General features: G+C 66.7%; 19 protein-coding genes. 7 read left to right on the plus strand and 12 right to left on the minus strand.

What is annotated here, in order from left to right:
• Positions 1-84 precede the first annotated feature (84 nt).
• From ACSYS9_RS16040 to ACSYS9_RS16070, 7 genes are all read right to left on the minus strand, one after another.
• Entirely contained in the window at positions 85-1515 is a 1431-nt protein-coding gene (locus ACSYS9_RS16040; protein ID WP_049398749.1) for a replicative DNA helicase, read from the minus strand.
• 212 nt (positions 1516-1727) lie between these two features.
• A complete protein-coding gene (locus ACSYS9_RS16045; protein WP_071229765.1) occupies positions 1728-2288 on the minus strand; it encodes an NADPH-dependent FMN reductase in 561 nt (186 codons plus the stop codon).
• A 66-nt stretch (positions 2289-2354) separates the two neighbouring features.
• Positions 2355-4298, minus strand: coding sequence for an asparagine synthase (glutamine-hydrolyzing) (gene asnB, locus ACSYS9_RS16050; RefSeq protein WP_071229764.1), 1944 nt, complete (start codon positions 4296-4298; stop codon positions 2355-2357).
• 3 nt (positions 4299-4301) lie between these two features.
• Positions 4302-6581 (minus strand): thiamine pyrophosphate-dependent enzyme, encoded by a 2280-nt coding sequence (locus tag ACSYS9_RS16055; protein ID WP_071229763.1) that lies wholly within the window; start codon positions 6579-6581, stop codon positions 4302-4304.
• A 78-nt stretch (positions 6582-6659) separates the two neighbouring features.
• Positions 6660-7316 carry a glutathione S-transferase family protein gene (locus tag ACSYS9_RS16060; RefSeq protein WP_071229775.1) on the minus strand — a complete coding sequence of 219 codons (657 nt, stop codon included), beginning with the start codon at positions 7314-7316 and terminating at the stop codon, positions 6660-6662.
• Between the two features lie 175 nt (positions 7317-7491).
• Positions 7492-8034: a GNAT family N-acetyltransferase gene (locus ACSYS9_RS16065; protein WP_071229762.1), complete on the minus strand. Its 543-nt coding sequence runs from the start codon at positions 8032-8034 to the stop codon at positions 7492-7494.
• A 126-nt stretch (positions 8035-8160) separates the two neighbouring features.
• The gene (locus ACSYS9_RS16070; protein WP_049398785.1) at positions 8161-9006 is read right to left on the minus strand and encodes a glycine zipper 2TM domain-containing protein; all 846 of its coding nucleotides are present in this window, start codon (positions 9004-9006) and stop codon (positions 8161-8163) included.
• 163 nt (positions 9007-9169) lie between these two features.
• Between ACSYS9_RS16070 and ACSYS9_RS16075 the strand changes: the two genes are divergently transcribed.
• Both ACSYS9_RS16075 and ACSYS9_RS16080 read left to right on the plus strand, forming a co-directional pair.
• Positions 9170-9385, plus strand: coding sequence for a DUF6116 family protein (locus tag ACSYS9_RS16075; RefSeq protein ID WP_071229761.1), 216 nt, complete (start codon positions 9170-9172; stop codon positions 9383-9385).
• The gene (locus tag ACSYS9_RS16080) at positions 9382-10161 is read left to right on the plus strand and encodes a TatD family hydrolase (RefSeq protein ID WP_049420901.1); all 780 of its coding nucleotides are present in this window, start codon (positions 9382-9384) and stop codon (positions 10159-10161) included. Before ACSYS9_RS16075 ends, ACSYS9_RS16080 begins: the two co-directional genes overlap by 4 nt.
• Positions 10162-10233: 72 nt before the next feature.
• On the opposite strand, the gene ACSYS9_RS16085 is transcribed toward ACSYS9_RS16080, so the two are convergent.
• Positions 10234-11061, minus strand: coding sequence for a tRNA threonylcarbamoyladenosine dehydratase (locus ACSYS9_RS16085; protein WP_071229760.1), 828 nt, complete (start codon positions 11059-11061; stop codon positions 10234-10236).
• 80 nt (positions 11062-11141) lie between these two features.
• Between ACSYS9_RS16085 and ACSYS9_RS16090 the strand changes: the two genes are divergently transcribed.
• Together ACSYS9_RS16090 and ACSYS9_RS16095 are read left to right on the plus strand one after the other, a co-directional pair.
• Complete coding sequence (locus ACSYS9_RS16090) at positions 11142-11576, plus strand: cytochrome c (RefSeq protein WP_071229759.1); 435 nt, start codon at positions 11142-11144, stop codon at positions 11574-11576.
• Positions 11577-11712: 136 nt separating this feature from the next.
• Positions 11713-12207: a glycine zipper 2TM domain-containing protein gene (locus ACSYS9_RS16095; RefSeq protein WP_010486804.1), complete on the plus strand. Its 495-nt coding sequence runs from the start codon at positions 11713-11715 to the stop codon at positions 12205-12207.
• Positions 12208-12278: 71 nt separating this feature from the next.
• Here ACSYS9_RS16095 and ACSYS9_RS16100 read toward each other — a convergent pair whose 3' ends face one another.
• On the minus strand, positions 12279-12488 hold the full coding sequence (locus tag ACSYS9_RS16100; protein ID WP_005410290.1) for a cold-shock protein: 210 nt from the start codon (positions 12486-12488) through the stop codon (positions 12279-12281).
• Between the two features lie 236 nt (positions 12489-12724).
• Here ACSYS9_RS16100 and ACSYS9_RS16105 point away from each other — a divergent pair, with 236 nt between their 5' ends.
• The 3 genes from ACSYS9_RS16105 (at position 12725) to arsC (ending at position 14825) form a co-directional block, all read left to right on the plus strand.
• The gene (locus ACSYS9_RS16105) at positions 12725-13210 is read left to right on the plus strand and encodes a DUF456 domain-containing protein (protein ID WP_049398758.1); all 486 of its coding nucleotides are present in this window, start codon (positions 12725-12727) and stop codon (positions 13208-13210) included.
• Positions 13211-13329: 119 nt separating this feature from the next.
• Positions 13330-14484, plus strand: a complete 1155-nt coding sequence (locus tag ACSYS9_RS16110) for a phospholipase A (RefSeq protein WP_019337376.1) — start codon at positions 13330-13332, stop codon at positions 14482-14484.
• The gene (gene arsC / locus ACSYS9_RS16115) at positions 14484-14825 is read left to right on the plus strand and encodes an arsenate reductase (glutaredoxin) (protein ID WP_071229758.1); all 342 of its coding nucleotides are present in this window, start codon (positions 14484-14486) and stop codon (positions 14823-14825) included. The genes ACSYS9_RS16110 and arsC overlap by 1 nt, the downstream gene beginning before the upstream one ends.
• Before the next feature lie 71 nt (positions 14826-14896).
• Here the strand turns inward: arsC and ACSYS9_RS16120 are convergent, their stop codons facing one another.
• From ACSYS9_RS16120 to ACSYS9_RS16130, 3 genes are all read right to left on the minus strand, one after another.
• The gene (locus tag ACSYS9_RS16120; RefSeq protein ID WP_049398760.1) at positions 14897-15532 is read right to left on the minus strand and encodes a glutathione S-transferase family protein; all 636 of its coding nucleotides are present in this window, start codon (positions 15530-15532) and stop codon (positions 14897-14899) included.
• A gap of 58 nt (positions 15533-15590) precedes the next feature.
• On the minus strand, positions 15591-15926 hold the full coding sequence (locus ACSYS9_RS16125; RefSeq protein WP_071229757.1) for a hypothetical protein: 336 nt from the start codon (positions 15924-15926) through the stop codon (positions 15591-15593).
• A 77-nt stretch (positions 15927-16003) separates the two neighbouring features.
• Positions 16004-16399 carry a hypothetical protein gene (locus tag ACSYS9_RS16130; RefSeq protein WP_049421524.1) on the minus strand — a complete coding sequence of 132 codons (396 nt, stop codon included), beginning with the start codon at positions 16397-16399 and terminating at the stop codon, positions 16004-16006.
• Positions 16400-16406: the final 7 nt, after the last annotated feature.

Here is a 16406-nt window from a genome sequence, read left to right on the forward strand (position 1 = left end):
ATTTACACGCCACATACGGACGTTTGGCGTTTCGAATGGTTTGCCGGCCGTGGGGTGGTTGCCGGCCAGCGGCCGGCACTACGGTTATTCGAATGAACCGACCGAGTCGTGGGCCAGGTTGTCGAAGCGGGTGTACTCGCCGAAGAACTTCAGCTTGCACGACCCGGTCGGGCCGCCACGGTGCTTGCCGATGATGATCTCGGCCAGGCCCTTGTCCGGCGAATTTTCCTTGTTGTAGTAATCATCGCGGTAGATGAAGACGATCATGTCCGCATCCTGCTCGATTGCGCCCGATTCGCGAAGATCGGCCATCACCGGGCGCTTGTCGGTACGCGTTTCCAGCGAGCGGTTGAGCTGCGACAGCGCGATCACCGGCACGTGCAGTTCCTTGGCCAGGCCCTTCAGCGAACGCGAGATCTCCGAGATTTCGGTCGCGCGGTTTTCGCTGTTGCCCGGCACGCTCATCAGCTGCAGGTAGTCGATCACCACCAGGCCCAGATCATGCTCGCGCTTGAGGCGGCGGCACTTGGAACGCAGCACTTCCGGCGACACGCCAGGCGTGTCGTCGATGAAGATCTTGGTTTCCTTCAGCATCTTGATCGCGCTGGTGACGCGGCTCCAGTCCTCGTCTTCCAGCTGGCCGGTACGCAGGCGCTGTGCGTTGATGCGGCCGTTGGAGGAAATCAGGCGCATCGCCAGCTGCGATGCCGACATTTCCATCGAGAACACCGCCACGCCCTTCTTCGACTTGATCGCCGCGTACTCGGCGATGTTCAGTGCGAAGGTGGTCTTGCCCATGGCCGGGCGCGCGGCAAGGATGATCAGGTCGGTCGGCTGCAGGCCGGAGGTCATCGCATCGAAATCGTTGTAGCCGGTCGGCAGGCCGGTGATGTTGCCGCCGTTCTCGAAGCGGCTGCGCAGCTCTTCGAAGGCATCCTTCAATGCACCGGGCATCGCCACGAAATCGGTACGGCCGCGTGCGCCCTGTTCGGCGATGGCGAACACGCTCTTTTCCGCCGAGGCCAGCAGCTCGCTGCTCTCTCGTCCCTCGGGCTGGAAACCGTCGTTGACGATGTCGGTACCCACCTGGATCAGCTGCCGCAGCACCGCCTTGTCACGCACGATCTCGGCGTAGGCCACGATGTTGGCCGCCGACGGCGTGGTACTGGCCAGTTCGATCAGGTAGGCACCATCGCCCACCAGTTCCATCTTGCCCTGCGATTCGAACCACTCGCCCAGGGTCACCGCATCGAACGGCCGCTCGCGCTCGGACAGCTCACGGATCGCGCGATAGATCATCTGGTGGTCGCGGCGGTAGAAATCGCCTTCGGTCAGCTGGTCATTGACCCGGTCATAGGCCTCCGGGGCCAGCATCAGGCCACCCAGCACCGCCTGCTCGGCTTCCACCGAATGGGGCGGTACCCGCAACTGGTCGATGCGCGACTCGTCGCGATCGCGATCGAAGCCTTCACCGCGCTCTCTGCGGTTGGAACGGAAGCCGGGGCGAGCGGACATGCTGCGGTGTTTCCTGCGAAAGTGGGCCGGACGAGTGTAGGCATGCGCCGACCCCGGCGGCCATGGACAAGCCTGTGGATAAGCCGTGGAGAAACGGGGGATATCCGCCGGTGCCTGGCCAGACTGGCGTGGGGGCGTCGCACTGCCTGCGACGGGCGCCATTGCGGCACCCGAGCGGACATTATCGCAGATGGGGCTGGCAACCGCTGGCGTCAATCGCCCTTGACGTGAACCGCGATCAGCGCCAGGAACCGGTCCACGTAGCCCTGCAGGAATTTCTGCGTGCCTTCATTGTGGACCGTGCCATCGGCATCGATCAGGCCGTCCTTGAAATGAATGAACGCCTCGGGCTGGCCGAGCACGTGCATGTCCAGGAAGGCCAGGCTGTTGCGCAGGTGCTGCTGGGCCACGGCGGTGCCGATCTGGCCGATGGAGGCGCCGATCACCGCCGCCGGTTTGCCGGCAAACGCGCTGTCACCGTAGGGGCGCGAGCCGATATCGATGGCGTTCTTCAGCACGCCCGGCACCGACCGGTTGTATTCCGGGGTCACGAACAGCACCGCATCGGCGGCACGGACCTGGTCCTTCAGCCGGGTACCCTGCGCCGGATAGTGGCCATCGAAGTCCTGGTCGTACAGCGGCAGATCACCGATCTGCACGTACTGGAAGCGCGCACGGTCGCCGGCAATCTTCTCCAGCGCATGGGCCAGTTTGCGGTTGCAGGAATCCTTGCGCAGGCTGCCGACGAACACGGCGATGGTGTGGACGGACATCGGGACATACTCCTCACGGTGCGGGAGGCCCAGCCTAGTCGCCGGGCCCTTGCATGCCGGTGAAGATCAGCCGCCGGTCACGCCCGCGCGCACCTGCCGCCAATGCGCCTGCCAGGCCTGGAACATCAGCACGTTCCACAGATGGGTATGCCACTTGCGCTGGCCGCCGAGGAACTGCTGCCAGAGCGGCTGTACCGCGGCCGCCGACAGCACGCCCTCCTGCTCCAGCCGCGCGGGCTGCAGCAGATCTTCGGCCCACGGCCGCAGGTCGCCCTTCAGCCAGTCACTGACCGGCGCGCCGAAACCACGCTTGGGCCGGTGCACCATCGACTGCGGTACATAGCGGCCCAGCACGCGCTTGAGCAGCACCTTGCTGGTGGTTTCACTGCGCTTGAAGCCCAGCGGCAGCGACCAGGCGAACTCGGCCACGCGAGAATCCAACAGCGGTGCGCGGGCTTCCAGGCTGACCGCCATCGAGGTACGGTCGACCTTGCACAGCAGGTCATCCGGCAGGTAGGTCACGTAATCGGCCAGCATCATCGCATCGGCCGGTGTGCCGGCACCGTGCAACGGGTCGGCCAGGTCGTAGAAGCTGCCCGCGGCCTGCGCCCCGGGCACTGCCGCCGCCGGGTCGCGCCAGCGCGAGATGCGGTTGCGGTACACGTCACCGATGCCACGCGCGCCGGATTCTGCCAACAGCGCGGCCAGGCCGCCGGTACGCGAGGCCTCGCCCTGCTGCCGGGAGCGCGCGCCCATCCAGCGCCGCAGCGGCCCCGGCACACGGCCCAGCATCTGCCAGTTGCGCAGCGCGCGTACATAGCGGGTATAGCCGAAGAACAGCTCGTCGCCACCATCGCCGGACAGCGCCACGGTCACGCCCTGCCGCGCCAGGCGGGCGACCAGCGCGGTCGGCACCTGCGAGGCATCGGCGAAGGGTTCGTCGAACATCGCCGGCAACTGCGGCACCACCGCCAACGCATCGGCACCGCTGACGTAGAGTTCAGTGTGGTCGCAGCCCAGATGCGCGGCCAGTTCCTTGGCCAGCGGCGCCTCGTCGTGGCCCGAACCGGTGAACCCGATACTGAAGCTGTGCACCGGCTGGCCACTTTGTGCCTGCATCAGCGCGGCCACCAGCGACGAATCGGTGCCGCCGGACAGGAACACGCCCACCGGCACGTCGGCCACCATGCGCAGCGCGACCGCGTCACGCAGCAGCCCGTCCAGCTGCTCCTCGGCTTCCTCGATGCGGCCCTGGAACGGCGCAGCCAGCGCCGCCTGCATGCGTGCACGGGCATCCCAGTATGGGCGCTGCGCCTGTTCCGGCCGGTGCGCTGCCGCACCCGCCGCCACGGCTTCCGCATCCAGGCGCAGCACGCGGCCCGGCATCAATTTGTAGCAGCGCTGGTGGATGCTGTGCGGCGCCGGAATGTAATCCAGCCGCAGCAGCAGGGTCAGGGCGTCACGGTCGATGTCGTTGTCGAAGGCCGGGTGCTGCCACAGCGCCTTCAGTTCCGAACCGAACACCAGGGTGTCACCGGCCCAGCCGTAGTACAGCGGCTTCTTGCCGACACGGTCGCGGGCCAGCCACAGGCACTGCTCCTGGCGGTCCCACAGCGCAATGGCGAACATGCCGTTGCAGCGCTGCAGGGTGTCTTCCATGCCCCACTGCAGGATCGCTGCCAGCAGCACCTCGGTGTCCGAGTGGCCACGGAAAACATGCCCCAGCGGCTCCAGTTCGGCACGCAGGGCGGCGAAGTTGTAGACCTCGCCGTTGTAGGCCATCACGTAGCGGCCATCGGACGAGGCCATCGGCTGGTGGCCCAGCGGCGACAGGTCGAGAATGCTCAGCCGACGGTGCGCCAGCGCGATGCCGGCCCCGGCATCCACCCAGCTGCCGCCATCATCCGGCCCGCGGTGGTGCAGCGCCTCGCCCATGGCCAGGACCTGCGCCTGCAGCACCTCGGCCGACGCCACCGGCGCCGGCAACAACATTCCCGCCAATCCACACATACATCAGGGTTCCTGCGCCAGTTCAAGGGCGGCGCCAATCACCGCATTGTCGCTTGGAAGCCCGAACATTGCTGCCCCCGCCAGCGGCGTATAGGTATCGGCACCGCAGACCCGGCGCAATGGCAGGTGGCCGAAACCGGCCTCGACCAGGGCGGTGACCACGCCCTCGCCCACCCCGCCACTATGGCGGCCCTCGTCCAGCACCAGCACCCGCCGCGCACTGGCCGCCTGACTGGCGATGAAGCCGGCATCCAGCGGCACCAGCCAGCGCAGGTCGACCACCCGCACCTGCCAGCCCAGCTGCTGCTCGATTGCCCGCGCCGCGCGCAGCGCCATCGGCACGCCGTTGCCATAGGTGTAGACCACCAGGTCGCCTGCCTCCGGCGCATAGACCCGCCCTTCGCCCGGCACCAGCGCCTGGCCCTGGGCGGGGTAGTCGAACAGCCACTGGCCATCGCCCGGCGCATGCAGGTCCTTGCTCATGTACAGCGCGATCGGCTCCAGGAACACCGCCACCCGCCCGTCCACCCGCGCCAGCGCGGCCAACGAGCGCAGCATCATCACCGCATCGTCGCCGCGCGACGGGCAACCGACCACCAGGCCGGGAATGTCGCGCAGCGCGGTGATCGAATTGTCGTTGTGGAAGTGGCCACCGAAGCCTTTCTGGTAGCCCAGCCCGGCCACCCGAACCAGCATCGGGTTGCGGTACTGGTCATTGGAGAAGAACTGCAGCGAGCACGCTTCGCCGCGCACCTGGTCGATGGCGTTGTGCAGGTAGGCCAGGTACTGGATCTCCGGGATCGGCAGCATGCCCATGTTGGCCAGGCCCTGCGCCATGCCCAGGATCATGGTCTCGTCCAGCAGGGTGTTGAACACCCGGCGTGGGCCGAAGCGGCGCAGCAGATCCTTGGTGACGGTATAGACACCGCCCTTCTGCGCGACGTCCTCGCCGAACAGCAGGCTCTGCGGATACTTCGCCAGCAGTTCCTGCAGCCCATGGTTGATCTGGATGGCGAGGTGCCGAGGTGCCTGCCGCTCGGGCAGGGCCTCCACACCGCCATACAGCGCTTCGCGCGCATCGGCGGGCACCTCGCGCCGCGCCTCGGCCTGCACCGCCGCCGGCGTGTACGGTGCCAGCGGCGCCATCACCTCCTGTAGCGACTGCAGCGTCGGGCGGCCTTCGGCATCCGCCGCCGCGGCCATGCAGCGCGCGCGCATCGTTTCGTAGGCGACCTCGATGGTGGCCGCATCCATCCAGCCCGACTCCATCGCGATCTGCGCCGAGCGCAGCAGCGGATCCTGCGCCTCGGCCGCGCACAGCTCCGGCAGCGCGCGCCATTCCACCTCGAAATCGGTGCCGGCGTGGCCCATCAGGCGGGTGGTGCGCAGATGCAGGAAGGTGGGCCGCCGCGTGCGCCGGCAGTGCTCCACCGCCGCCTGCACCTGGGCGTGCCCGGTGGCCAGGTCGAGACCATCAGCGAAGAAATAGTCGAGCCCCGGCTGGCGGCTGAAGCGCTCGGCAATCCAGCCTTCCGGCGTCTTCACTGAAATGCCCAGCCCGTTGTCCTCGCAGACGAACAGGATCGGCGCCGGCAGCTTCTGGTAGGCCGACCACATCGCGGTGTTGAACGCGGTCTGCGCGGTGGCATGGTTGGCCGAGGCGTCGCCGAACGAGCACAGCACGATGCTGTCGGCCGGGATCGGCAACGGCTGCCCCAGGCGCTTGCCGCTCTCGATGGCCAGCGCGGTGCCCAGCGCTTTCGGCAGGTGCGACGCGATGGTCGAGGTCTGCGGCAGCACCCACAACGGTTTGCTGCCCCACACCTTGTGGCGGCCCCCGCTGGCCGGGTCATCGGCGCTGGCGGCGAAAGACAGCGCGGCATCGCGTAGCGGATCGATGCCCGGCACCTGGCGCGAACGCTCGGCCATGAAGGCACCGGAGCGATAGTGCAGAAAGGCTGGATCGGTATGCCGGCAGGCCCGCGCCAGCAGCGCGTTGCCCTCGTGGCCGGAGGAACCGATGGTGTAGAAGACCTTGTTCTGCACGCGCAGCACGCGTGCCATCAGGTCCAGCTGGCGGCTGGCCAGCTGCGAATCGAACAGTTCGCCAAACGCTGCGGCAGTGAGCGTGCTGCCCGGCAGGATCGGCGCATCCGGCGCCGGGCGCGGACGCGGGGTTCCACGCCAGCCACGCACCGCATCGAGAAAGTTGACGTCGCACACTTCGGCGCGGTTGAGCACGCGCATGCGTGCGGGAATCGGATCTGGAACCACAGCGAACATCGAACACCCTCCGTGTCGTTGTTGCATTCCGCCCGGCGCTGGCCAGACGCTACCCTGTGGGGGTCACCCTGGTGAGAGTCACGCAGCTTCGAAGCGAGCGCGCACCTCGGCGGTCACGGCCGGCATCGGCAGGAAGCGCGGTTTTTCACGCACGCGCTGCAGCCAGCCACGCACTTCCGGGAATGGCTCCAGGCTGATACCGCCCTCTCCCGCCACGTCGGTATAGGCAAACAGCGCGATATCGGCGATGCCATATCCGTTGCCGGTGAACCATTGCGCCTGGCGCAGATGCTGCTCCATCACCGCCAGCGCGGTGGCGGCGCGCTCGTGCAGGCGCGGCAGTTCGGCGCGGCGCGGTGAATCAGCGGGGGTCCAGCCACGGATGAAGCGCGCCACCGCCACGCACGGCTCGTGCGTGTACTGCTCGAAGAACATCCAGCTCAACGCCTGCGCGCGCTCCCAGCCATCGCTGGGCAGGTACGGCGTGCCCTCGGCCAGCCAGAACAGGATCGCGTTGGATTCGGTCAGCACGCGGCCATCGTCGCGGACGATCAGCGGCACCTTGGCATTCGGATTCAACGCCAGGAATTCGGGGGTGTGGGTCTGGCCATGGGCACTGTCCACTTCCACCCAGCGGTAGCGGCTGCCGAGCTGCTCCAGCAGCAGGCGCACCTTGTGGCAATTACCCGAGACCGACATGCCATGCACCGTCAACGGGACGCGCTCTTCCACCATCGCCTGCTCCATCGGATCCGGCCGGCGGCCAGCTGCGTGCAGTCTGGCAAGCGCGCCGATGAATGCCAAGCGCGGGTGCAGCATGGCAACCCGGTAGTGCCGGCCGCTGGCCGGCAATCGCATGAATCTGCCGCAACGCGGTTGCCGGCCAGCGGCCGGCACTACCGGGCAAGGCTCAGCGCGCGCGCTGACGCCACTGCTCGCGCGACTGGCCCCAGATCTGCATCGGCTTGTCGTTGTACGGCGCTGGCAACTCCCCCATGCGCAGCAGGGTGCTGCCGAGCTTGCGCGCGACCGCCCGCGAGTTGTCGTTGTTCTCGGCAATGGTGTGGATCACTTCGTCCCAACCCAGCGTGTCGAACGCCCAATCGATTGCTGCGACCGCCGCTTCCGGCGCATAGCCCCGGCCCCAGCTGGCATGACGGATGCCCCAGCCGACCTCGGTACCGGGCCAGTCCTGCGGTTGCCAGGGCCCCATCCGCCCGATCCAGTCACCGCTGGATTTCTCGATCACGCTGAACATCGAGAAGCCAAACAGCTGCCAAGCGCCAGCCAGGCTGCAGAAGCCACGCCAGGCCACCGAAGGCGGCTGCACGCCACCGAGGGTGCGCATCGTTGCCTCATCGGCGCAGAACGCCAGATACGGTTCGTAGTCCTCGCGCAGCAGCGGCCGCAGGATCAGGCGCTCGGTTTCGATGCGCAGGTCGAAGATGCTCATGCCGGCTCCATGTCGAAGGAAGCGTCCATGATGGTGGATTCACGCCCCGCGCGGATGAATTTCGCCGGCTGCAACGAAACGGGCCGGCATAAGCCGGCCCGTCAGGTACTGCATGCTGCGTCTGGATTACTGGCGCGTGCTGGCCGCCGTGGCACCGGCAGCAGCGGTCTGCGTGACCAGCTGGCCATCGACCACCGGCAGGCGATCGCTGGCCGGCTTGTTGTCCATGCGCACCGTCTTCTCGGCGCCGTCATAGCGGTAGGTCACGTTGTACCCCTTCACCACGTCGTTGGTACCCATGGCAATGCGGTTGCCCGGCTTGCTGGCCATGCGCATGGTGCCGGTGGTGCCGTCCTCGTTGCGGTAGGTCACGTTGTAGCCGGTGACGCGGCTCGACTCGGAGGTCGCGGTCTCGGTGTGGCACTGGCGCTCGGTGCGGTTGACCACGCGGCCCCCCACATGGCGCTTGTCGATCTGGTTGCCGATGAAGCCACCGGCCACCGCGCCGGCCGCAGTGGCGGCCTTCTTGCCATTGCCGCCGCCGACCTGGTTGCCCAGCAGGCCACCCACCACAGCACCGACCACGGTACCGCCGACGTTGCCGTCACGTTCCGGCAGTCGCTCCTGCACCGTCACGTCCTGGCAGACTTCATGCGGGGTCTGGGTGGTGGAGGTCTCGCGCACCGCATCGGTGCCGATCACGGTGGCGTAGGCCTTCTGCTTCTCGGTGATCGGGTCGACCTTCAGCACATCGGCATATTCCAGCCCACGCGGTGCGGTCGGGTCGAGAGTGTCACCACGCGCGCCATCGTCGGTGGCGTTGCCATCGACCAGGCGCGATTCACCATTGGGGGTTCCGGCGCTGATGGAATCGGGCGATCTGTCGCCACTCTTCATGAAGGCGGCAGTGGCGATGCCACCGACCAGCAGCGCGCCCGCTGCGACCAGGACAGTTGTAGTTGTGCTTTTCATGACCTGCTCCTTGCGGACCATCCGCAACGTTCTCGAACCAGATTGCAGCATGCGCTGCCTGAACGGAATCTCCACATTTCCTGCTCATTCCCGTAACCCATTCAGCATCGGGAAATGCTGGGCCCGTGGTAGCGTTTGCATATTCCCCAGGAGGACCCCCGCCATGGCCAACCCGATGCTGCTGCCGGTACTGCAATGGGCGCGCCGGCTGCGCTACCCCACCCTGTTCAAGCTCACCGCGGGCCTGTTCGCGCTGACCCTGTTCATCCCGGACCCGATTCCGTTCGTCGATGAGCTGGTGCTCGGCTTCGGCACCCTGCTGCTGGCCAACTGGAAGCGCCGCAACACCACCGCGCCTCCGCCGCTGGAGCAGCATTGAGCCTGCTGGTCGACAGCCACTGCCATCTGGACGCCAGCGAGTTCGACCGCGACCGCGCCGCGGTGGTCGAGCGTGCGCAGGCCGCTGGCGTGCACCAGCAGGTGGTGCCGGCGGTGACCGCAGCCAGCTGGCCGAAGCTGCGCGAGGTCTGCCAGCAGGCGCCGGGGCTGTACCCAGCCTACGGCCTGCATCCGATGTTCCTGGCCGAGCACCAGCCTGGACACCTGCCGCTGCTGCGCGAGTGGATCGAACGCGAACGCCCCTGCGCGATCGGCGAATGTGGTCTGGACTTTTTCGTTGAAGGCCTGGATGCCGAGGCGCAACAGGCATATTTCATCGGTCAGCTGGAACTGGCCCGTGAGTTCGAGCTGCCGGTGATCGTGCATGCACGGCGCGCGGTGGATGCGGTGATCGCCGCGATCCGTCGCGTCGGCGGCCTGCGCGGCGTGGTGCACAGCTTTTCCGGCAGTCCAGAACAGGCAGCGCAACTGCACAGGCAGGGCTTCCTGCTCGGGCTCGGCGGCCCGTTGACCTACGAACGCGCGCAACGCCTGCAGCGGCTGGTGCGCGAGATGCCGCTGGAACAGCTGCTGCTGGAGACCGACGCCCCGGACCAGCCTGACGCCGGCATCCGCGGCCAGCGCAACGAACCGGCCCGGCTGGCGATCATCGCCCGCCACGTGGCGGCGCTACGCGGGATGGAGCTGGACGCGGTGGCCCAGGCCACGACGGAGAACGCGCGGCGGCTGTTCGCGCTGCCCGCAATGCAACGGTAGGTGCCGGCCGCTGGCCGGCATCTGCGCTGATTCAATCATTCCGGAGTTGCCGGCCAGCGGCCGGCACTACCATCACGCGTCAGCGTGACCCTCGACCACTTCGGCCTTCACCTTCTTCGGCTCCAGCAGCATTTCAAGCGCCTTGCCGACCGCCGCGAACGCGAACGCACCGGTGATGTGGGTCGCCGCACCCAGGCCCGCGCCGCAGTCCAGCTTCAATGCCGCATCAGCGCCCAGGTTCGGGCGGATGCCACAGACGCTGCCATCGGCCTGCGGGTACTTCACATTCTCCAGCGAATACACCGCCGGCACGCCGAAGTAGCGCTTGGCATTCTTCGGAAAGTTGAACTCGCTGCGCAGCTTCTTGCGGATCAACGCCAGCATGGCGTCGTGCTCGGTGCGCGAGACATCGCGGATGCGCACCAGGGTGGGATCGGTGCGACCACCGGCAGCCCCCACGGTCAGCAGCGGCAGCTTGCGGCGGCGGCACCAGGCAATCGTCTCGACCTTGACCCGGAAGCTGTCGCAGGCATCGATCACCAGGTCAAAGCCACGGTCCAGCAGTTCGGCCATGTTCGACACCGTCAGGAACGCCTGTACGGCATCGACCGCGATGTCCGGGTTGATCGCGCGGCAGCGTTCGGCCATCGCCTCGGCTTTGTTGCGGCCGTAGTTGCCTTCCATCGCCGGCAGTTGCCGGTTGGTGTTGGACACGCAGATGTCATCGGCATCGATCAGGGTCAGGTGACCGACCGCCGAACGGGCCAATGCCTCCACCACCCACGAGCCAACGCCACCCATGCCCACCACCGCCACGCGGCTGCCCTGCAGGCGCTCGAGTGCACCCACGCCATACAGCCGTTCGATGCCGGCGAAGCGTTGTTTGACCTGTTCGTTCATCCGGCTATTTTAACGTGCAGGCGCCAGCGCCTGCAGCGCGCCGGTATCGAACCCACCGTTGCACGTCCGGAGAGCCCGCCATGAACGCCAGCCCGCCCCGCCGCCCGTCCACCGCCTACCGCTATCTGTTCGTGCTCGGCCTGGGCCTGTTGATCGGCCTGATCGCCACGGTGATGGTCGGCCGCGCCCTGCAGGCCCGCCGCGATCCGTTCCCGGACAGCCTGATGCAGGTGATGCAACGGCAATCGCAGCTGCTGCAGCAGGCCCAGCAGCAGAACCGCTGCAGCCTGGCCGACAGCGTGCCGCGGTTGCAGGCGATGCGCCTGCTGTCCAACGACCTGGACCTGGCCTTTCCCGGGCTGAAGGACAGCGCGCAGTTCCTGCGGCATGCCAGCCAGCTGCGCGGCAACCTCAACGCCGCTCTGGCTGCGCCGCCCAGCGACTGCACGGCCCTGGCCCAGGTGGTGGAAACGGTGCAGGCCGACTGCCGCGCCTGCCACCAGGACTTCCGCTGAGCCGCATTCATCCTGCAGCCGGACAAGGCCTGCGCGGTTGGCGCCTTGTTCACGTTCAAAAGGGGACGATTCGTCCACCCTGCTGCATGACGCAGTACCACCCCAGACACCCGCCTTCACGGCCAGGAGACGCCCCATGAAGATCCAGCTCATCGCCGCCAGCGCCATCGCTACCCTTGCCCTGGCTGGCTGTGCCACCTCGCCCGGCTACGGCGGTGGTGGTTACAACAACGGCTACAACAATGGCGGCTACGGCAACAATGGTGGCTACAACCAGGGCCGCTGCGCCGACTGCGGCATCGTGACCCGCATCAACACCGTGCAGTCCGGCCGTACCGCGCCCAGCGCGACCGGCGCGATCCTGGGCGGCATCGTCGGCGCCGTGGCCGGCCACGAGATCTCCGACCACACCGGCGGCAGCCGTGGCAACAAGAACATCGCCGCCGCTGCGGGCGCGGTCGGTGGCGCACTGGCCGGCAACCAGATCCAGAAGAACGTGACCAGCGACACCTACGACATCAGCGTGCGCATGGACGATGGCCGCACCATCGTGGTCAACCAGCGCGACCTCGGCGGCATCCGCGAGAACACCTACGTGCGCGTGGTCAACGGCAAGGTCATCCTGCGCTGACCTGCATCGGGCCGATGGCAAAGAAAAGGCCCGCTTGCGCGGGCCTTTTCATTTGACGGTATGCAGCGCGATCAGGTCGGCTGAACGGCGTCGGCCTGCAGGCCCTTCTGGCCCTGCACGACGGTGAAGGTGACTTTCTGGCCTTCCTTCAGGCTCTTGAAGCCCTGGGTCTGGATGGCACGGAAGTGCACGAACACGTCTTCGCCGTTTTCACGGCTGATGAAGCCGAAGCCCTTTGCATCGTTGAACCACTTGACGGTACCGGTCTCGCGATCAGACATCTCACTAACTCCCTGGTGACTCTCTCTTGTTGTAGGAAACGCCTGGTGGGCGGCTGACAAGCAAGGGGGAAGCGAGGTGCATCGATGCAGCGGATCGGGAAGATCTTGCTTCATCAGGCCACGATCCACGGTGACCTTGCCAAGCTCAGCGACTGCAACTTAACCCGCCCAAAACGAAAAATCAACTGGCAAAATCTTTCACTGTCAACCCCAAAACGACCACCATACGGGACAGCATGGGACTCTCATTCATCTTATATCTGCTAGCGGTCATTTTTGTCCTCGTCGGCATCGCCGGAATCATCCTTCCGGCCCTCCCCGGCATCCCGCTGGTGTTCATCGGACTGCTGCTGGCGGCGTGGGCCGACGGCTTCGCCCACGTCGGCTGGCCGACCCTGGTCGCGCTGGGCGTACTGACCCTGCTCTCGCTGCTGGTGGACGTACTGGCCACAGTGGTGGGTGCGCAGCGGGTCGGTGCCAGCCGCAAGGCGCTGTGGGGCACGTTCGTCGGCAGCATCGTCGGGCTGTTCTTCATGCCGATCGGCCTCTTTGCCGGGCCCCTGATCGGCGCCCTGGCCGGCGAGTACTGGCACACCCGTGAACTGGGCCGCTCGACCAAGGTGGGTCTGGCCACCTGGCTCGGCATCCTGCTCGGCCTGGCGCTGAAACTGGCTGTGGTGATCGCGATGCTGGGCCTGTTCGCCTTCGCCTGGTTCCTGTAAGCCGCACCGTCTTCACGCCGCGCGCACGCGGTGGCCGTGCATAAACCGTGGGGGCTGGCCGCGATGCGGTACAGCCCCCACACTGTGCGATTCCCGTATTCACCGAAGGGCCTGCTGGAATGACCCTCCCCCCGCTGCTTCCACGCCTTGCGCCGCTGGCGCTGGCCCTGGCCAGTGCCCCATTGGCCGCGCAGGAATTCGTGCCCAGCACCGATACCTCGCCCGCGGCGTGTGCCGCCATCACCACTGACGCGGCGCGCCTGGCCTGCTATGACCGCCTGTTCGCGCATACGCCGCAGGCCACGGCCGCCGCCGATGCCGCTGCCGAGGCGGCCGCGCAGGCCCGTCGCGAAGAACGCCAGACCGCACGCGTGAGCCAGGGCGAAGAGAAACTGCGCGAGCGGGTCAGCGACCTGTTCCGCCCCGCTGCGCCGGACAGCGCGCTGGCCAATGCCGGCCGCGGTTCGCTATTGGACAGCCGCTGGGAACTGGCCGAGGACTCCAAGCTCGGCCCATTCCAGCTGCGTGCCTACAAGCCGGTGTACCTGCTGCCGGCGTTCTGGACCAGCGACCGCAACACCACGCCGCATTCGCCGAATCCGGCCAACACGGTCACCACGCCGCAGGTGCTGGACAGCGCCGAACTGAAGTTCCAGATCAGCTTCAAGACCAAGATCGCCGAGAACCTGTTCGGCGACAACGGCGACATCTGGGCCGGCTATACCCAGAGCTCGCGCTGGCAGGCCTACAACGGCGAGGATTCGCGCCCGTTCCGCGAAACCAATTACGAGCCGGAAGTGATGATGGTATTCCGCAACGGCTACTCGATCGGTGGCTGGCGCGGCCGCATGACCGGCATCGCGCTGAACCACCAGTCCAACGGCCGCGCCGATCCGCTGTCGCGCAGCTGGAACCGGGTCATGCTCAACATCGGCCTGGACCGCGAGAACTGGGCGCTGGTGCTGCGGCCGTGGTACCGCATTCCCGAGACCCGCAGCGACGACAACAATCCGGACATCGAGGACTACATGGGCCGCGGTGATGCGACCCTGACCTGGAACCGCAACGGCCACGAAGTCTCGCTGATGGCACGCCATTCGCTGCGTACCGGCAGCCGCTCACACGGTGCCCTGCAGCTGGATTACGGCTTCCCGATCAGCAACCTGCTGCGCGGCCACGTGCAGATCTTCGACGGCTACGGCGAAAGCCTGATCGACTACAACCACAAGGCCACCTACGTGGGCGTGGGCGTGTCCCTGCTGGAGTGGTTCTGATGGACGTGACGATCTGGCACAACCCGGCCTGCAGCAACTCGCGTGGCGCATTGAAGCTGATCCGCGATGCGGGCTTCGATCCGGAGGTGATCGAGTACCTGGGCAATCCACCCGATGTGACCACACTGCGCCAGGTGCTGGCCGAATCCAGATTGAGCGCACGTGATCTGGTGCGCAGCAAGGAAGCGCAGTTCGCCGAACTGGGCCTGGAAGATGCGGACGAGGCCACGCTGCTGGCCGCGATGGCCGCACACCCGCGCCTGATCAACCGCCCCGTGGTGCGCACGCCCAAGGGCACCCGGCTGTGCCGTCCACCGGAAACGGTGCTGGAGATCCTGTAACGGAAAAGGGGACGGAGGGGATTAAGTCGCTTGTGCACAAACGACTTAATCCCCTCCGTCCCCTTTTCTGGTTACCGCCAGTCGGTGATGCCTTCGCGGCGGTACACCTCGGCGAACGCCGGGCGCGCCTTCATCGACGTGGCATGTGCCTTGAGCACAGGCCAGGTGTCGCTGGGCTTCGGCATGTTGCGCGACCAGCGCATCAGCATCACCAGCATGTAGTCGACCACGCAGGGCGTGGTGCCCAGCAGGTAGGGGCCATGCGCCTGCAGGTGCGTGGCGACCTGCTGCCAGGCCGCCTCAAGGCGCTGACGGGCCATCTCGCGGCTCGCTTCGATATTTGCCTCGCCCGCCATTTCATGCGGATAGAACCAGGCACGATAGGCCGGCTGCAGCGTATTGGCACACCAGAACATCCAGCGGTAGGCATCGGCGCGCTGCGGCGTGCCCAGTGCGGGCAGCAGGTTGGCCTCCGGATGGCGGTCAGCCAGATACAGTGCGATCGCCGCCGCTTCGGTCAGTACCAAGCCATCGATCAGCAGCGTCGGCACCACACCGGCCGGATTCAGCGCCAGGTACTCCGCCGACTTGTGCTCGCGCGCGTCGAAATCCAGCAGCACCAGTTCGTGCTCGATGCCCAGCTCGATCAGCAGCCAGTGCACCACCAGCGCGGCGGTACTGGTTGAACCATACAGCGTGGTGCTCATGCGGAAGATCCTGTGCAGGTGGATCAGCCGATTATGCGCCCACGCGCGCAATCGTTGCTCAGCCGCAGCGGCTCATGCAGGTATCGCGGCCTTCGCTACAGGACATGATCGGCGTGCGTATCGCGCAGTCGTGCGTCTTCAGTTCACAGGAACGGCGCAGCTCGGGGTTGGCAATGTCCTTGCAGCGTTTGTCCGGCGCCGGCGCCATCTGTTGTTCGCAGCTGAAGTCGTTGCTGCCGATACTGCCCCGCGCCATGCAGCTGCGATAGTGGGCCTGGCACTGCATGCGGCACTGCGAGGAGGCGGAGAAATCCGCACCTTCGTAGGATGAGGTTGTGCTGCAGCCGGCCAGGACCAGCAGGAACACAGCCGCGACGGATCGATGCAGGCGCATGGGCACATCCAGTGCAGGGGTGTGCCGACCCTAGCAGACTACGGTTACTCGTGCAGGCAGCGACACGCGCCCCCCGATCAGTACACCGGAATGCCGGTGTCGGTGCGGACTTCATTCACGGTGCCGCCGCAGGAGAGCAGGCACTGGGCGTACGGAGCACTGCATGAAGGAAGCGCCGGGGAACCGCAGTAGGTGCCGGCGCCGTTGCCCCCTTCACAGTTGTGCCGCTGCTTGTCGTCGGCGATACCACTGCAACGGCTGATGATCCGGCTCTTCTCGCTTTCACAGCTGCGCTGATCCGATTCCGCGCGGGCGCGGTTGTGGAAGTCGCACGTCGCCTTCTGGCTCTCGCAGACCGACGCGCAGATCCTCCCCGCTTCGTGGGTTGGCGGTTCGACGAAATAACGTGGCCCGCAGGCACTGCATGCCAGCGCAGCGACCAGCAACACGAAAACACGCGACCACTGCAGCACGATGGAC

It is taken from the genome of Stenotrophomonas sp. STK17_22 (assembly GCF_051983905.1).
GTDB classification, from domain to species: domain Bacteria; phylum Pseudomonadota; class Gammaproteobacteria; order Xanthomonadales; family Xanthomonadaceae; genus Stenotrophomonas; species Stenotrophomonas maltophilia_A.

Coding starts and splice junctions, on each gene's coding strand:
- ACSYS9_RS16125 (WP_071229757.1), bottom strand. CDS start 15,926: ATGCGCCTGCATCGATCCGTCGCGGCTGTGTTCCTGCTGGTCCTGGCC.
- ACSYS9_RS16060 (WP_071229775.1), bottom strand. CDS start 7,316: ATGGTGGAAGAGCGCGTCCCGTTGACGGTGCATGGCATGTCGGTCTCG.
- ACSYS9_RS16110 (WP_019337376.1), top strand. CDS start 13,330: ATGACCCTCCCCCCGCTGCTTCCACGCCTTGCGCCGCTGGCGCTGGCC.
- ACSYS9_RS16045 (WP_071229765.1), bottom strand. CDS start 2,288: ATGTCCGTCCACACCATCGCCGTGTTCGTCGGCAGCCTGCGCAAGGAT.
- ACSYS9_RS16120 (WP_049398760.1), bottom strand. CDS start 15,532: ATGAGCACCACGCTGTATGGTTCAACCAGTACCGCCGCGCTGGTGGTG.
- asnB (WP_071229764.1), bottom strand. CDS start 4,298: ATGTGTGGATTGGCGGGAATGTTGTTGCCGGCGCCGGTGGCGTCGGCC.
- ACSYS9_RS16075 (WP_071229761.1), top strand. CDS start 9,170: ATGGCCAACCCGATGCTGCTGCCGGTACTGCAATGGGCGCGCCGGCTG.
- ACSYS9_RS16065 (WP_071229762.1), bottom strand. CDS start 8,034: ATGAGCATCTTCGACCTGCGCATCGAAACCGAGCGCCTGATCCTGCGG.
- ACSYS9_RS16070 (WP_049398785.1), bottom strand. CDS start 9,006: ATGAAAAGCACAACTACAACTGTCCTGGTCGCAGCGGGCGCGCTGCTG.
- ACSYS9_RS16055 (WP_071229763.1), bottom strand. CDS start 6,581: ATGTTCGCTGTGGTTCCAGATCCGATTCCCGCACGCATGCGCGTGCTC.
- ACSYS9_RS16090 (WP_071229759.1), top strand. CDS start 11,142: ATGAACGCCAGCCCGCCCCGCCGCCCGTCCACCGCCTACCGCTATCTG.
- ACSYS9_RS16085 (WP_071229760.1), bottom strand. CDS start 11,061: ATGAACGAACAGGTCAAACAACGCTTCGCCGGCATCGAACGGCTGTAT.
- ACSYS9_RS16105 (WP_049398758.1), top strand. CDS start 12,725: ATGGGACTCTCATTCATCTTATATCTGCTAGCGGTCATTTTTGTCCTC.
- arsC (WP_071229758.1), top strand. CDS start 14,484: ATGGACGTGACGATCTGGCACAACCCGGCCTGCAGCAACTCGCGTGGC.
- ACSYS9_RS16095 (WP_010486804.1), top strand. CDS start 11,713: ATGAAGATCCAGCTCATCGCCGCCAGCGCCATCGCTACCCTTGCCCTG.
- ACSYS9_RS16100 (WP_005410290.1), bottom strand. CDS start 12,488: ATGTCTGATCGCGAGACCGGTACCGTCAAGTGGTTCAACGATGCAAAG.
- ACSYS9_RS16040 (WP_049398749.1), bottom strand. CDS start 1,515: ATGTCCGCTCGCCCCGGCTTCCGTTCCAACCGCAGAGAGCGCGGTGAA.